The 15,737-nt window shown below is 64.2% G+C and carries 15 protein-coding genes; 3 read left to right on the forward strand and 12 right to left on the reverse strand.

The features are described from left to right. The first annotated feature begins 49 nt into the window (after positions 1 to 49). From AC1TXO_RS05140 to AC1TXO_RS05150, 3 genes are read left to right on the forward strand one after another with little or no spacing between them, the layout of a single operon-like run. Positions 50 to 1,591: an MFS transporter gene (locus AC1TXO_RS05140; RefSeq protein WP_486405320.1), complete on the forward strand. Its 1,542-nt coding sequence runs from the start codon at positions 50 to 52 to the stop codon at positions 1,589 to 1,591. Positions 1,592 to 1,614: 23 nt separating this feature from the next. Further along, a complete protein-coding gene (locus AC1TXO_RS05145) occupies positions 1,615 to 2,676 on the forward strand; it encodes an HlyD family secretion protein (protein ID WP_486405321.1) in 1,062 nt (353 codons plus the stop codon). Further along, positions 2,673 to 4,121 (forward strand): efflux transporter outer membrane subunit, encoded by a 1,449-nt coding sequence (locus AC1TXO_RS05150; protein ID WP_486405322.1) that lies wholly within the window; start codon positions 2,673 to 2,675, stop codon positions 4,119 to 4,121. The genes AC1TXO_RS05145 and AC1TXO_RS05150 overlap by 4 nt, the downstream gene beginning before the upstream one ends. An 89-nt stretch (positions 4,122 to 4,210) precedes the next feature. Here the strand turns inward: AC1TXO_RS05150 and AC1TXO_RS05155 are convergent, their stop codons facing one another. From AC1TXO_RS05155 to AC1TXO_RS05210, 12 genes are all read right to left on the reverse strand, one after another. Further along, positions 4,211 to 4,480 (reverse strand): DUF3077 domain-containing protein, encoded by a 270-nt coding sequence (locus AC1TXO_RS05155; RefSeq protein ID WP_486405323.1) that lies wholly within the window; start codon positions 4,478 to 4,480, stop codon positions 4,211 to 4,213. A gap of 214 nt (positions 4,481 to 4,694) precedes the next feature. Continuing rightward, positions 4,695 to 4,937, reverse strand: coding sequence for a hypothetical protein (locus AC1TXO_RS05160; RefSeq protein WP_486405324.1), 243 nt, complete (start codon positions 4,935 to 4,937; stop codon positions 4,695 to 4,697). A 333-nt stretch (positions 4,938 to 5,270) separates the two neighbouring features. Then, positions 5,271 to 6,083, reverse strand: coding sequence for an SDR family oxidoreductase (locus AC1TXO_RS05165; protein WP_486405325.1), 813 nt, complete (start codon positions 6,081 to 6,083; stop codon positions 5,271 to 5,273). Positions 6,084 to 6,377: 294 nt separating this feature from the next. After that, on the reverse strand, positions 6,378 to 6,701 hold the full coding sequence (locus tag AC1TXO_RS05170) for a hypothetical protein (RefSeq protein ID WP_486405326.1): 324 nt from the start codon (positions 6,699 to 6,701) through the stop codon (positions 6,378 to 6,380). A 307-nt stretch (positions 6,702 to 7,008) separates the two neighbouring features. Further along, positions 7,009 to 7,389: a hypothetical protein gene (locus tag AC1TXO_RS05175; RefSeq protein ID WP_486405327.1), complete on the reverse strand. Its 381-nt coding sequence runs from the start codon at positions 7,387 to 7,389 to the stop codon at positions 7,009 to 7,011. 229 nt (positions 7,390 to 7,618) lie between these two features. Then, positions 7,619 to 8,083 carry a multidrug transporter gene (locus tag AC1TXO_RS05180; protein WP_486405328.1) on the reverse strand — a complete coding sequence of 155 codons (465 nt, stop codon included), beginning with the start codon at positions 8,081 to 8,083 and terminating at the stop codon, positions 7,619 to 7,621. Between the two features lie 130 nt (positions 8,084 to 8,213). Continuing rightward, the gene (locus AC1TXO_RS05185; protein ID WP_486406792.1) at positions 8,214 to 9,668 is read right to left on the reverse strand and encodes a mannose-1-phosphate guanylyltransferase/mannose-6-phosphate isomerase; all 1,455 of its coding nucleotides are present in this window, start codon (positions 9,666 to 9,668) and stop codon (positions 8,214 to 8,216) included. A 35-nt stretch (positions 9,669 to 9,703) separates the two neighbouring features. Beyond that, positions 9,704 to 10,351 (reverse strand): alginate O-acetyltransferase AlgF, encoded by a 648-nt coding sequence (locus tag AC1TXO_RS05190; protein WP_486405329.1) that lies wholly within the window; start codon positions 10,349 to 10,351, stop codon positions 9,704 to 9,706. Between the two features lie 17 nt (positions 10,352 to 10,368). Further along, a complete protein-coding gene (locus AC1TXO_RS05195) occupies positions 10,369 to 11,526 on the reverse strand; it encodes an alginate O-acetyltransferase (RefSeq protein ID WP_486405330.1) in 1,158 nt (385 codons plus the stop codon). Between the two features lie 9 nt (positions 11,527 to 11,535). Then, entirely contained in the window at positions 11,536 to 12,996 is a 1,461-nt protein-coding gene (locus tag AC1TXO_RS05200) for an MBOAT family O-acyltransferase (RefSeq protein WP_486405331.1), read from the reverse strand. A gap of 182 nt (positions 12,997 to 13,178) precedes the next feature. Next, the gene (locus tag AC1TXO_RS05205; RefSeq protein WP_486405332.1) at positions 13,179 to 14,282 is read right to left on the reverse strand and encodes a mannuronate-specific alginate lyase; all 1,104 of its coding nucleotides are present in this window, start codon (positions 14,280 to 14,282) and stop codon (positions 13,179 to 13,181) included. Between the two features lie 7 nt (positions 14,283 to 14,289). Then, complete coding sequence (locus tag AC1TXO_RS05210; RefSeq protein WP_486405333.1) at positions 14,290 to 15,735, reverse strand: alginate O-acetyltransferase; 1,446 nt, start codon at positions 15,733 to 15,735, stop codon at positions 14,290 to 14,292. Positions 15,736 to 15,737: the final 2 nt, after the last annotated feature.

Below are 15,737 nucleotides of genomic sequence, written 5' to 3' on the forward strand. Positions count from 1 at the left end.
CGGCTCTAGACTTCCCACAGCTGAAAAATGTTGCTGGAGATGTCAAGAAATGAGTTCCCTGACCGCACCCGCCGCTGCGATCGCCGCCGCCCCTGTGGCCGCTGCGCCTGCGCAGACGCCGTTCGGCCTGCGCGTGGTGGTGGGGTTGTTCGGCGTGCTGCTGGCGGTGCTCTGCGCCGGGCTCAACGAGGCGGTGACGAAGATTTCCCTGGCCGATATCCGGGGTGCCATGGGCATCGGCGCCGACGAGGGTGCCTGGCTGGTGGCGGTGTATGCCGCCGCCTCCGTATCGGCCATGGCCTTCGCGCCCTGGCTGGCCACCACCTTCTCGCTGCGTCGCTTCACCATGACCGCCATCGGCGTGTTCGCCGTGCTGGGCCTGGTCCAGCCCTTTGCCCCCAACCTGCACAGCCTGATGCTGCTGCGTGTGCTCCAGGGCTTCGCCTCGGGGGCCTTGCCGCCGATGCTGATGAGCGTGGCGCTGCGTTTCCTGCCGCCGAACATCAAGGTCTACGGCCTGGCCTGCTACGCCCTGACGGCCACCTTCGGACCGAACCTGGGTACACCGCTGGCGGGCCTGTGGACCGAGTACGTCGGCTGGCAATGGGCGTTCTGGCAGATCATCCTGCCCTCGGCCCTGGCGATCTTCTGCGTTGGCTGGGGCCTACCCCAGGATCCGCTGCGCCTGGAGCGCTTCAGGCAGTTCGACTGGCGCGGCGTGCTGCTCGGCCTGCCGGCCATCAGCAGCATCGTCCTGGGGCTGTCGATGGGTGACCGCTGGGGTTGGTTCGATTCGCCGCTGATCTGCTGGTTGCTGGGCGGTGGCCTGCTGCTGCTGGTGCTGTTCATGTACAACGAATGGTCCGAGCCGCTGCCGTTCTTCCAGTTGCGCATGCTGTCGCGGCGCAACCTCAGTTTCGCCCTGGTGACCCTGGCCGGGGTGCTGATCGTGCTCTCGGGTGTGGGCAGCATTCCGTCGGCGTACCTGGCGCAGATCCAGGGCTATCGCCCGGCGCAGACCAGCCCGCTGATGATGCTGGTGGCCATGCCGCAATTGATCGCGCTACCGCTCACCGCAGCGCTGTGCAACATCCGCGCGGTGGACTGTCGCTGGGTGCTGGCCATCGGGCTGGCGATGCTGGCGGCTTCGTGCCTGGGCAGCAGCCTGCTCACCTCCGAATGGATCCGTGGCGACTTCTACCCCTACTACCTGCTGCAGGTGTTCGGCCAGCCCATGGCGGTGCTGCCGCTGCTGATGCTGTCGACCAACGGCATGACCCCGCAGGAAGGCCCGTTCGCCTCCGCCTGGTTCAACACCGTGAAGGGCCTGGCGGCGGTGATCGCTGCCGGCCTGCTCGATGGCCTGGGCACCCTGCGCCGGCATTTCCATTCCAACCACCTGGTCGACAGCCTGGGCAATGCGCCTTTGCTGGACGATGGCGCGGCGAACCTGGCCGGGCGCATCCACCAGCAAGCGCTGGTGCTGACCTCGGCCGACCTCTACCTGGTGATGGCCTGCATCGCCGTGGCCCTGATCTGCCTGATTCCCTTTGTGCCTACCCGGGTCTATCCACCCCGCGCGGTGGCCTGACCCTGTAGTTCGAGAGCGTTGAAATGACCCATACACGCAAGACAGTTCTGATCGGCTCGGTGCTCGCCGTGGCCGTGCTCGCCGCCATCGTCGGCCCCTGGATGTTCGGCAGCGACCATCGCCAGAGTACCAACGACGCCTACGTCACGGCCGACTACACCGTGGTCGCGCCGAAAGTCGCCGGTTTCATCAAGCAGGTGCTGGTCGAGGACAACCAGCAGGTCAAGGCCGGCCAGTTGCTGGCGACCATCGACGCCCGCGACTACCAGGCCGCGCTCGATGCGGCCCAGGCCCAGTTGCTGGTGGCCAGGGCGCAAAGCCTCGATGCCCGCGCCACCCTCGAGCGCCAGGCGGCGCTGATCGCCCAGGCCGAGGCTGCGGTCAAGGCCGCGCAGGCCGAGGCCGGATTCGCCGACCACGAGGTGACCCGCTACAGCCGCCTGGCCGAGCAGGGCGCCGGCACCGTGCAGAACGCCCAGCAGGCACGCAGCCGCGTCGACCAGGCGCGTGCGCGGCTGGCCAACACCCAGGCGGCGCTGCTGGCCACGCGCAAGCAGGTGGACATTCTCCAGGCCCAGGTGGCCAGCGCCGACGGCCAGCTCAAACGCGCCGAAGCCGGTGTCGAGAAGGCCGAGCTGGACCTGTCCTACACGCGCATCAGCGCGCCGGTGGACGGCATGGTCGGCGAGCGCGCGCTGCGCGTCGGCGCCTATGTCAATCCGGGGGCGCGGCTGCTGTCGGTGGTGCCGCTGCAGCAGGCCTACGTGGTCGGCAATTTCCAGGAGACCCAGTTGACCCACGTGCAGCCGGGCCAGCCGGTGCGCATCAGCGTCGATACCTTCTCCGGCGAGACCCTGCACGGGCATGTCGAGAGCATTGCGCCCGCCACGGGTGTCACCTTCGCGGCGGTGAAGCCTGACACCGCCACCGGCAACTTCACCAAAGTGGTGCAGCGGATTCCGGTACGGATTGTCTTCGATGACGGCCAGCCGCTGCTCGAGCGTCTTCGCGTGGGCATGTCGGTGGAGGCGACCATCGATACTCAGGGCGATACGCTGGCGGGCAAAGAGGTGACTGCGCGATGAGAAGCCACCCAGCCATTGCGGCTGCCGCTCCCATGGTGCTGCTCGCCACGCTGCTGGCCGGCTGCACCCTCGGCCCGGATTTCCAGCGCCCCGACAGCCAGGCGCCGCAGCAGTGGAATGCCCTGCAAGGCGAGCAGGCCGCCAGCCAGCCCGTCGCCGAGCCCTTGCAACTGCGCTGGTGGGACAGCTTTCACGACCCGCGCCTGAGCGCGCTGATCGAACAGGTCGCCACGCGCAACCTCGACCTGCAGATCGCCACTGCTCGCCTGCTGCAAAGTCGGGCGCTGCGCAGCACTGTGGCGGCCGACGAGCTGCCGTCGGTGGACGTCGATGCCGGCTACAGCCGCGCTCGCAACAGTGCCCAGGGGCTGAGCGATCCGTCCGGCAAGGCGGGCAAGTCGGCCTTCAACCTGTGGCAGGGCGACCTGGTGGCCGGGTGGGAGCTGGACGTCTGGGGCCGGGTGCGGCGTCAGGTCGAGGCCGCCGATGCCAGCGTGCAGGTGGCCGAGAACGACCGCAACAGCGTGCTGCTGGCGCTGCTCGCCGAAACGGCGGGTGACTACATTCAGTTGCGCGCGGTGCAGCACACCCTGCAGGTTACCGAGGACAACCTCAAGGTTGCCCGACACAGCCTGAAGCTGTCCGAAGACCGCCAGGCCGAAGGTGTCGCCACACGCCTGGACGTGGCCCAGGCCAATGCCCAGGTGGCTTCGATCGAAGCGCGTCTGCCCACCCTGCAGGCACGCCGTGACGACCTGATCAATGCCCTGAGCCTGCTGGCCGCCGAGCCCCCGCGCAGTTTGCAGGGCACCTTGCTGGAAACCGGCGAGCTGCCGGCGCCTGAGCAGAAGTTCGCCATCGGCGTGCCGTCGGAGCTGGCCGAGCGCCGCCCGGACATCCGTCAGGCCGAGGCGCGCCTGCATGCGGCGACTGCCAGCATCGGCGTGGCCAAGGCGGATTTCTATCCGAGCATCCGTTTGTCCGGCAGCGCCGGATTCCAGTCCATGCAGTTGTCGGACTTCGGTGCCTGGGACTCACGGCGCTTCGCTTTCGGCCCGCAGTTGTCGTTGCCGATTTTCGAGGGCGGTCGCCTGAAGGGCACGCTCGAGTTGCGCGAGGCGCAGCAGCAGGAGGCGGCGCTGAACTACCGCAAGGTGGTGCTGGGCGCCTGGCATGAGATCGACGACGTGCTGCGCCTGTACAACGCCAGCCAGTTGCGGCGCGACCGCCTGGCCGAGGCGGTGCGGCAGAACCGTATTGCCCTGGAAACAGCGCAGCGCCAGTACGTGGAAGGGGCGGTGGACTTTCTCAATGTGCTGACGGTGCAGTCGGCACTGCTGGCCAGCGAGGAGCAGTGGATCGACAGTTCAGCCGCGGTATCGCAGGCGCTGGTGGGGTTGTACAAGGCGCTTGGGGGCGGCTGGCAGGCGTTCGACAAGGTTTGAGGTGGGTGGTGGCCTTTTCGCGGGCAAGTTGGGACGCCGAACCGCCACTCCCACAACCCGCTCGAACTCCAGGTCCGGTAAACCCGCGTTTACCGGCGCATCCCCAGCTCCGCATCGTCCATCAATGCCTTGGCCAGTGCACTCAGGTAATACGAAGCCCAGACCAGTTGCGGGTTCTCATCCATCACCCCGCTCAAGGTCATGTCGCGCACGTACCCCATCAACTCCGAAGCCTGCTCACGCGCACGCTCGCACGGGATGCCGGCCTCGATGCAGAACAGCGGCTGGGTCAGGCCCTTGCCTTGGTAGAACCGTGTCTTGCCGACGGTGGTGTTCGGTGTGGTGTCGTTTGTATCCATCGCTTTAGCTCCCTGAAAACCTGATGCTCGCTGAAGAACTTGTTGTGGGCTTGCCCGCGAAAAACACACCACGGTGGGTGGCACCGGCTTCGCCGGTGTTCGCGGGCAAGCCCGCTCCTACAACAGGCCACATCACCACCCCTGCAGCCCGCGCTGGGCTTAGTAGGAGCGGGCTTGCCCGCGAAGAGGCCAGCCCCACCACATCCCATTCAACTCAGTGAGCCGTCTGCGGCCCTGCCGGCATCTGAATCTGTATCAAAGCGGACTCCAGCAAAATCCTCAGCGCTTCCATCTCATGAATGGCAGCCATTATCAGGAGCGAGACGGGGGACTTGGGTTGGAGAAGGACCGCTTGATGGGCCACGGTTTGCGCGCAGAGTGCGTACTCGGTGGCTTGGACGATGGTGTCTTCGAGGGAGTGGTTGTTATGGGGTGGGTCAGGGACGATCTTTAACATTACGATTTTCCTTTGCGGAGCGTCCACCTGTCTGCTGTCAAACAGAAGGGTGGCAGCCGTACGTGGGTTGACAGACCGGTGAAAATCGTAAAGTTCCGGCGCACGCAAGCGTGCCCGCACGTACAGCTGCCATAAAGGACTAGCCGCATACGATTTTCCATCACAGCCTGTCAAAGCTGTGTCGTTGATGTGCAACGACGCGCCGAGACTAGAGCGCTGCCCCAGGGGCCGCAACGGAAAAAAGGCGGTAGGAGTATCTTTGGGAAATGGACTACAGGAAAGGCATATTTTCTGATTTTCGGCCGACTTGCCCGCGAAGAGTCCACTACCGGCTCAAAGCGGGCGCAACAGCCCGAAGCGCTTGCGCAATACCTTGTCCAGCAACCGCTGCGGCAGCAGCCGCGCCATCAACGGCAAGGCCGTACTGCCGTTGCCCAGCCTCACCAGTACCGGCGTCGGTGACTTGCGTGTGGCTGCCAGCAAGCCCTGGGCGAACTGCGCGGCCGGAGTCGGTCGGTCCTGCGAGGCGCGAGCCCTGGCCTGCACCTGCTCGCGCAGCGGCCACCACGGCGAGTCCGCCGCCAGTACCTGCTCGGCTTCGTGCTGGGCATTGCTGGCGAACTGCGAAGCGATCGCCCCGGGCTGCACCTCCATGACGCGGATCCCGAACGGTGCCAGCTCCAGGCGCAGGGCATCGCTCAGTGCATGCACGGCGGCCTTCGAGGCGCAGTAGGCCCCGGCGAAGGGCGTGACCAACACCCCGGACACGCTGCCGATATTCACCACCAGGCCCTTTGAGCGGCGCAGCAGCGGGAACAGTGCGCGGGTCACGCCGACCAGCGAGAACACGTTGGTTTCGAACTGGCGCTGCAGGGCTTCGACGCCACCGTCGAGCAAGGGCCCCATGGCGCCGTACCCGGCGTTGTTGATCAGGATATCGAGCGCTGGAAGTTCCGTGGCCAGCACGCCCAGCGCCTGTGGATCGTTGACGTCCAACTGCCGGGCGACGAAGCCTGCGCCAGCGAGACGTTCGACATCTTCGGGCTTGCGCGCGGTGGCCCAGACTTCATGGCCGGCATCGCGGAATGCGTCGGCCAGGGCGCGGCCGATACCGCTGGAACAACCGGTGACAAGAACGGTGGGCATGGTCGCGGCCTCTGTTCAGGGAGAGGGCGCATTGTGCCATATGGGAAATTGCAGGCGAGGGTGGATTATCCCTGGCTTGTTTTTTCAGCTTGAAGAAGCCGCCTCCTTTGCGGTATTGCCGCGGGCTTCGAAGACGGTCGCTTCGTACCCCAGGAGTTTGGCACTGGCCGTACGAGACTGCTCTCGCCTGCGCCCTGCGTTGGCAACTGTCGCCTCTGCGCGGTTCGATGCCTTTGAAGTTCAGATCCCGCTCCGGCCCGAACATGCCGGGCCGGTTCACCGCTGGCTTCGGCGTCAGTTCGCGAAGTATATTCTTTTGATGTACATCTCAACCCTGAAGTGCCCGGTGAACAGGTCCACAATCGAAATGTTCTTGCCTCCGGGAGCTGTAAATGTGAAGTTTCCCGACAAAATTCCACTGTAGAGTGTTTGGTTCTGTGCATCCATAATGTTGATATCGCACCCATCGCCGGTATGCTGTAACTCTACTCTGGAACACTGCCCATCTGGGGCCAACGTCGCGCCCTCTTTGTAGTCATCCATGGAAATAGCCAGACCCGTTCCATTCTTATATCTTGTCGTCATGCGGTTTTGAGATATTCTGAATGTAGCAACCATACTAAAGCTCCCTTTTAGGTGGTGGTAGATATTGCTGGGTTTGTCAATGGTGGGTGTGATTCAACGAAGCAGAGAAGGATGTTACTCTCCGCTGTCGTGAATTACGCATTCACTGTAAGCCCGCTCCTCAGGCGTGTATACTGATAAAAATATCAGTCAGGCCGAGCTGCGGCAGTTGATTGGCGGTTCGGGTGTTTTCCTTGAGCTTGCGCCATCAATTGGCGAATATCCCCCGCAGATCTTCCAGCGATCATCGTTTCCAACGATCGAGGGCCTGGCGCACACGGGAGCTGCCTGTTTCCCGGCGTTACCAGTCGAAGGCCACGCTGTGGAGGGTAAATGTGGCTCCCATGTGGTCGCTGGACAGCTCAATCATTCCAATCTTTCGGCCGGGGGGCGGTGCCCAGTCGAAGTCTCCGTTCAAGTACTTTGCAAGTAGTTCCTTTCCGGTTGTATCAGTAATGATCATCTCCGGCGAAGAGTGGCTACCAGTCATCTTTATCTTTACGCCCACGCTGGGATTTTTGGGGGTGACTTCCACGATTTGATAAACGTCTTCTATATCGATATACAGACCGGTGTCTTTCACTTCAAGGGCCGCGTCGCCTTGCACGCTGAGTACATCGGTGACTACCTTTTCGACCGATCCATGTGGAAGACTCTTGAAGTCCTCAGTTCGGTAAGCCATATAAAAAGCTCCTTCTAGCGGCATGGTTATGCTGAGCATTCCCTGGTGAGGGACATAGGACAATGATCGAACTTGGATACATGAAGCAGCGAGGGGCGGTTCTCTCGCGTTGTGAATTATGTATCCACTGTAGACCCGCTGTTCAGGCACGTATACTGATAAAAATATCAGTCAGCCCGAGCTGCGGCAGTTGATTGGCAGTTCGGGCGTTTTCCTTGAAGTTGCGTCGCTAATTGGCAAATGTCCCCTGCAGATGCTCGGCACGAAACTCCAGGGTCTGCGGGCGATACCCGGTGCGCAGCGGTGGCAGGGGCAGGCAGTCTTTCCATTCGGCGCCCGGCTGCAATTCGCCAGGCCCGCGATAGCGTGGCGCGGCATAGGTGTTTTCGGCCAGGTTGACCGTGTCGCCCGGGGCATAGGCGGCCACGCGCCAGCGCAGCTCGCTGAGGGGGGCTTTGTTGCTGTTCTTCATCCGTACCTGCAAGGCACGGTCGGCGGGGCACTGATCGGGCGCGTAGCTCAGGCGCAGATCCAGGCGCGCCAGTTGCGACGCCTCGCGGCTGTCCTGCCAGATCACCAACAGCGCAACCAGGCCCAGGCCGCACACGGCGGCCAGGGAGATCGGCAGGGCCTTGGCCGGGTAGCGCAGCAGCAGGACCAGCCAGGTAAGGATGAGCAGGGCGCCGATGATCATGGAACTGGCCTTGGTTGGGCGTTTCGATCATCGTAGCGGGAAATGGCGCATGGCTCAAAACCCCATCGGGGGACACGTCGCAGCGGCGGTTCTCCACTGCAACGTGTCCCCGATGAAGGCTCTGCAGCCTTTACTGCGCGATGGTCTTCACCGAAACCCCCCGCTCGACCGGCGTCGAGGTGCGCCCATACACATCCTCGAAGCGCTCGATGTCATCCTCGCCCAGGTAGCTGCCGGACTGCACCTCGATGATCTCCAGCGGAATCTTGCCCGGGTTGCGCAGGCGGTGCACCGAGGCGATGGGGATGTAGGTCGACTGGTTCTCGGTCAGCAGGAACACGTTTTCGTCGCAGGTCACTTCGGCGGTGCCGCTGACCACGATCCAGTGCTCGGCGCGGTGGTGGTGCATCTGCAGCGACAGGCTGGCGCCGGGCTTGACGGTGATGTGCTTGACCTGGAAGCGTCCGCCCATGTCCACCGAATCGTAAGAGCCCCACGGGCGGTACACCTCGAGGTGGTTCTGGGTCTCGCTGCGGCCCTGTTCGTCGAGGGTGTTGACCAGTTGCTTGACGCCCTGGACCTTGTCCTTGTGGGCGATCATCATCGCGTCCTTGGTCTCGACCACGACGATATTCTCCAGGCCGATCACCGACACCAGCTTGCCGTTGCCGTGGATCATGCAGTTGTGGCTGTCCTGCACCACCACATCGCCCTTGGTGACGTTGCCGTTGTCGTCCTTCTCGTGCACTTCCCACAGCGACGACCAGCAGCCCACGTCGCTCCAGCCCGCCGACAACGGCACCACGCAGGCGCGCTGGGTCTTTTCCATCACCGCGTAGTCGATGGAATTGTCGGGGCAGCAGGCGAAGGTGGCCTCATCGATGCTCAGTACATCGGCTTCTTCGTCGCTGCGCTCAAGGGCCAGCAGGCAGGTGTCGTAGATGTCCGGATCGTGCTTTTTCAGCTCTTCGAGGAGGCGGCTGGCACGGAACAGGAACATGCCGCTGTTCCAGAAGTAGCCACCGGCACGAACGAACTCGTTGGCGCGCTTTTCATCGGGTTTTTCGACGAACTGCGCGACCCGCGCCACGCCCTCGGGCAGCAGGGCGTCCTGGCTGGAGCGGATGTAGCCGTAGCCGGTCTCGGGTCTGGTCGCCGGCACACCGAACAGCACCATCTCGCCGCGCTCTGCAGCCACGGTCGCCAGGGCCAGGGCACGTTGCAGCGCCTTCTGGTCCTCGATCACGTGGTCGGCCGGCAGCACCAGCATCAGCTCGTCGCGGCCTTCATTGACCAGCTTCATGGCGGTCATCGCCACCGCTGGTGCGGTGTTGCGGCCGAAGGGCTCCATCAGGATGGCCTGGGTTTCGAGCTTCAGGCCCGCCAACTGCTCCTGGACGATGAACTTGTGGTCCTTGTTGCAGACCACGATGGGGCTGTCCATGCCCTCGAACACCAGGCGCTCGAGGGTCTGCTGGAACAGAGTGTGTTCGCCGGTCAACGCCAGGAACTGCTTGGGGAACTGCTTGCGCGACAGAGGCCACAGACGCGAACCGCTACCACCAGAAAGAATTACCGGGATCATCATGTTTCTCCAATAGTCGTTTAGAGGCAGGGGGATCAGTTGCTAGCCACGGGGCGAGTTACCCACACCGGCGACAAGCTGTTGCCGGAACCGGTGACATACAGCACGGCGGCTTCGCCGCGCTCCAGGGCGACGGGTTTGACGTCGCTGACTTTCTTGTTGCCGTCGAACAGGGCCAGGTTGACCTTGACCGGATTGATTTCGCGCTCGCCGCGACCCTTGGCGGCCACCGGCTTGACCACTTCGGTCTTGCCGTCGGCGGTCTTGAGGGTCAGCGACTGGTCGCTGAGGTTCTGCACGCGCACCAGCGCTTTCTGTTTGTTCTTGAACGGAGGTTCCTCGATCAGTTGCGGGTTGCCGCCGTTGTTGTTGACCAGGGTGTAGTAGGTGTCCGAGGCCAGCTTGACCGGCACGCTCTTGCCACCGACTTGCGCGGTGTAGTCGCCGCCGGGCAGGAAGCTGAAGTCGCTGCTGGCCTGGGCGCCGACCTGCTTGATCTGGGTGTTGCCGACCGACGCTGCGGCAGGCGCGGAGCTTGCGTTGTACAGGCGCACGAAGGTCGAGCCCTTCGGTGCGCTGGGGCCGTAGAGCGCGGCGTCGGCGCCGGCGAAGGCCTGCAGCGATGCCAGGGAAAGGCCGGCCGCGAGGGTGAGGGCTTTGGCGATGGATGGCTTGTGAGTCATGTGCGTGTTCCTCTCTTTCAGTGGTCCGTCCGGTTGGACGACAAGGCCAGGTTTTCTTCGGATTTACGGGTGTTTTTCAGCTGGGCGATCCACTGCGGATCGAAGCTGCTGAGGTCGTTCTTCATGGGCAGATAGCGCTCGGGGAACTCCCACACGACCACCTGTGGCGGGGCGTTCTTGAAGGCATCGCTTTGCAGGTACTTGAGCATCGGCAGCAGCGGGCCGTGGCCGTCCTCGGCGTAGTTGGCGACGTCGCTGTGCAGCGCCTGCTGCAGGGCGCCGAGGAAATTCCAGTGCGGGTTGGCGCTGTAGCTGGTGCCCACCAGCGCCACCGGGATGGCGCTGTCGGCGAACAACGCGTCGCCGCCGTCGCCCTCGGCCTGGGCCGGGCGGGTGGTGCGTTGCTGCAGGTTGTCGGGGGTCGGCAGCAGGCTGCTGAACAGCGGGTCGAGCGGCAGGAAGTTGGTCAGGTCGCCCTTGTAGGGGGCGGTCTTGCCGGCTTCGGTGATGTAGGCCTGGGGTTCGCCGTTCAGCAGTTGCTGGCGCTTCACGCCCTCGGCGATCGCCTGGGCGACCACTTCGGCGCCCATGGGCGTCCAGTGGGTGTCGGTGCGCAGGAACACCTGGCCGCGGGCCTTGGCCTGCTCCAGCGGGGCCAGCAGGTCGGGGGCGAACACGTTGGCCTGGCGGGCCTGGGCATGGAACTGGTTGAACAGGTCGGTGTGCAGGCTGGCAGGCGCCTGCTTGCCGAGGTACTCGTCGTAGACCCGCGCCTTGGCCGGCACGATCGCCAGCACCAACTGGATGTTCTGGCGCTGCAGGGTGTCGCGCACGCCGCGGATCAGCGCCAGGTTGTCTTGCATCAGTTCGCCGGCGTTGGCGGTCGGGTTGAACTCTTCATCGCTGAACAGCCATTGGTCGCGGCCCAGCACCACGCCGGGACGGCCTTCGTTGAACAGCTTGAAGTCCAGCGCCGCCCAGAGGTTGGTGCCCAGGCGCTTGATTGGGAACTGCTCGTCGTAGTGAGTCTCGGCGGCTTTGGCCAGCTTGCCGTCGAGCAGGGTCATCTGCCCGGTGCGGTTGAAGCTGTCCAGGCCACCCACCGACCAGGCGCCCAGGCCCACCAGCAGGCCGAGGAACGACAGCGAATAGGTGATGCGAAGTGTCCGGTTCATGTCATCCCCTCAGAACTGGAAGTACAGGAACGGCGAGTAGCTCTGCGCCGAAAGCTTGAGGATCGAGGCCACGAACAGCAGCAGTACCAGGGCGCGGGTCATCACCCGGGTCCAGTCCAGGCTCAGCGTGCCGTCGGCATGTACTTGCGCCGGGATGCGCGGTGCAGCGGGTGGCGTTGCATTGCGGTAGAAGTCGCGCAGGCCGAAGAACGCCAGGGTCAGGTAGGCGACGACCAGCGTGGCCACCTGCAGGCCGGTGAGCTGGGCGCGGTTGAGTTCCGACAGCTGCCACTGGCCGAAGCTGAACATGGCGCCGTACATGCGCCCGGCCACCTCGAGGTTCTCGGCGCGGAAGATCACCCAGCCGACCACCACCAGCAGGAAGGTGAAGGCCCACTTGATCGGGTTGAAGCGCTGCGGGTTGGTGTCGATGCCCAGCGCGCGTTCGATCGCCAGCCACATGCCGTGCCAGGCGCCCCAGATGATGTAGGTGAAGTTGGCACCGTGCCACAGGCCGCCCAGCAGCATGGTCAGGAACAGGTTGCGGTAGGTGGCGAAGGTACCGCCGCGGTTGCCGCCCAGGGTGATGTACAGGTAGTCGCGCAGCCAGGTCGACAGGCTGATGTGCCAGCGCCGCCAGAACTCGGTGATCGACTGGCTGATGTAGGGCTGCTTGAAGTTCTCCATGAAGCGAAAGCCCATCATCAGACCTAAACCGATGGCCATGTCGCTGTAGCCGGAGAAGTCGAAGTACAGCTGCGCGGTGTAGGCCAGCGCACCGAGCCAGGCGTCGCCGGTGGTGGGGTTCTGCAGGGCGAAGCAGTGGTCGGCGACCACCGCCAGGGTGTCGGCGATGAACACTTTCTTGATGAAGCCCTGCATGAAGCGGGTGCAGCCTTCGGAGAACTTGTCCAGGGTGTGGGTGCGGTTGTTGAACTGGTCGACCAGGTCCTTGAAGCGCAGCACGGGGCCGGCGATCAGGTGCGGGAAGATCGCCACGAACGCCGCGAAGTCGATGAGGTTGCGCGTGGCCGGGGTGTCGCCGCGGTAGACGTCGATGATGTAGCTGATCGACTCGAAGATGTAGAACGAGATACCGATCGGCAGCAGCACATGGGTGAGGATGAACGGCTCGAGGCCGAACGAGCTGATGATCGCGTTGAGGCTGTCGACGCCGAAGTTGGCGTACTTGAAGTAGCCGAGGATCGCCAGGTCGACGCCCACGCCCAGCAGCAGCCAGCGCTGGGCCGGCTTGGTGCGTACGCCGGCGGCGCCGACTTTCAGGCCGATCCAGTAGTTCCACAGGGTGACCCCGGCGAACAGCGCGAGGAAGTCCACCCGCCACCAGGCGTAGAAGATGTAGCTGGCCACCAGCAACAGCAGGTTGCGATAGCGGTTCCCGCTCAGGTAGTACAAGCCGAGGAAAACCGGCAGGAACAGGAACAGGAACACGTTGGACGAGAAGACCATCCCGGTTCTCCTTTTTGTTCACAGCATCCGGGGCAACAGCGCCCCCCAAACCCCCCAGCAAAAGCTGGCAGGCAACCTAGATCCTTGTAGGAGCGGGCTTGCCCGCGAATGCGTCAGTCGCAACAACAGCGTCGTCAGATCAATTGCATTCGCGGGCAAGCCCGCTCCCACAGGAAATTGCGTTACTTTCTGGACTCCGCGCCCGGGTCATAGACCCGGGTCATGTCGCCACCCATGCGGAAGCTGTTGAACGGCTGCATGCCGTGCTTGCGCTGCAGGGTGTCGCCCACGCACTGGTACAGCGCGCACCACGGCTCGAGCCAGGCGTACTTGCTGTCGACCTTGAGGTCCTTGAGGTCTTGCTTGACCCCCGCGCGCTCGGCGAAGTGCACCGGGTCGCGGGCACCGGCCAGCACGCCTTCGCCCAGGCGCTGCAGGGCGAAGTTGTTCTCCTTGCGCAGGTCCACGCCGTTGGCCTGGGCGAAGCTGGCGATCAGTGCCAGCGGCGGCAGGGCGTAGTTGTGGTAGGCCAGGGCGCGCTGGCGGCGCTTGATCTCGTTGGGCAAGAAGCCCTGGTCGTCGATCTGGTTGGCGCCGACCTTGTATTCCTTCACCGCCCAGTCGAACAGGTCGCGGCGGTCGGTCGCCACGGCGGTGGCCATCACCGACCAGGCCGCCCAGTAGCTGTGGTTGTTGATCTTCTCCAGCGGCAGGTCGCTCCAGTCGCGCACGGTCTGCTCGGCCAGCTTGGCGAACCACTTCTCGATCTGCTCGGCCTCGGCCTGGTGTGCGGCCAGCGGCTGGGAGTTGGAAAACTTCAGGCGCAGCCACGAACCGCTCATGCTGCCCAGCGCCCATTTGCGCATGGACTTGCCGGTGTGGTTGAAGTCGGTGGACTCCAGCGCATCGGCGCGCGCCCAGGTGCCCAGCCAGGCCAGCACGCAATCGAGCTGGGCCGGGCGGCCATCGCGCATGTACTGGCCGACCATCTTGCTGACACCCTTTTCCAGGGTGGTGATGTCGGCGGTGGACTCGCGGAAGGCCTTTTCCGAGGCGACGTTGAGCGTCGCCCGGGCCTTGTCCGAGCCTTCGTACTTGCTGCGAAACTGCAGCGAGCCGGTGTAGGGCTTGGGCACGGCTTCACAGCTGAAATTGCCGTCGCTGGTCTTGAGTTTCTCGATGCCCTCGTAGTACCCCTGCGGCGGCACCAGCGCAGCCTGCGCGGCTCCGCCGAACAGGGCCAGCGTGAGCAGGGCGGGGCTGAAGGTTCGTTTCAATGCAGTCATGTTCGCCTCACTGGCCGGCTTGCGCGGTGTTGTGCGCGGCGCCGGCGAAGTTGTTGCGTTTGCAGAGCTTGGCCTCGACTTTCTGGGTGCCGCTCTCCGGGCCCTGGACTTCCAGGGCCAGCAGGTTCTGGCTGGCCCAGTCTTCGTCCTCGCGCATCTGGAAGACGAAGCGCCCGTCGGTGTCGGAGGTTTCCGGCTTCTCGATCTTGATGTCTTCGTGGCGCCCGTTCAGGTACCACAAGGTGGCCTGCAGGACCTTGACCGAGGTGTCCTCGAAACGGATGTCGAGCTGGTGGTTGCGGTTGACCAGGTCCTTGATCACACCGCCCTTGCCGTTGACCATCAGTTCGTTCTTGCCCGGCTTGAGCGTGGTGCTGGCGCTCATCTGCGCCGGGCGGTCGTCGCAACCGTCGTCGAGCAGGCCGAGGATCTGCCGCCAGATGGTTTCCTGGTCGAGGCGGTACAGCGGCGAGAATTCCCAGACCAGGATCTTCGGCGGGTTCTTGTGGAACTCCTCGCTGCCCAGGTACTGGATCATCGAGCCTTCCAGGCCGCCGCCGGGGAAGGCGACGTTGAGCACGTCGGCGCCGATGTACTGTTCCAGGAAGCCGGAGAAGTTGTAGTTCTTGCCGCTGTGGCTGGTGCCGACCAGGGTGATCTGGGCGTTGCCCGAGTCGCCGAACAGGTCGTCGCCACCGCTGGCGCCCCCCTTGGGCTCGGTGGCGAACTGGTCCATGTACTGCACCGCGTAGCTGGTGCCGCACAGTTGCCCGGCGACGTTGTGCAGAGTGCCGGTCTTGCCCATGCGCCCGGATTTCTGGGTCTCGAATTCCTTGCGTGGAATACCCTCGAAAGCCGGCATCCGGTGCACCGTGTCGGCCACGATCTTCGCCGCGCGCTCGGCGCCGTAGGGCGTCCAGTGCTGGTCGCCGCGGAAGTAGAAGTCCTTGCCCTGGTCGGCGGCGGCGAGCTGTTCGTTGGTCAGGGGCGAGAGGTCGGGCACGTTGTAGCCCATCTTCTGGAAGCGCTTGAGCATGGCCTGGTAGTTGCCCAAGGCCTTTTGGTAGTCGAAGGCGGCTTTTTCCTCGGGCTTGAGCATGTTGCGGTTCACCAGGCCGCGGGTCGGCTGGTACACCACCACCAGTTCCACGCCGCGTTTCTTGAACGCATCGTGCACCTGCTGCAGGCGCTTGTAGCCGCCCGGGGTGGTGTCGAACTCGGTGCGCAGGTCTTCGCGGGTACGGAACAGCCAGTCGCCCTGGGCCTGCACCAGGGTGGTGAAGTTCTGCTGGTAGCGGGTGGTGTAGCGGCTGGCGTCGTGGGCCTCGGGGCATAGCTGGCAGCACGGCTCGGCGCTGAAGCTCGGTGGCTGCGCGTCCTCGGCGCGCACGCCCTGGCTGATGGCCAGGAGGGCAGCGGACAGGCCGAGCAGTTTCATCAGGTGTGGGGTCATGG

It is taken from the genome of Pseudomonas sp. FA117 (assembly GCF_057370475.1).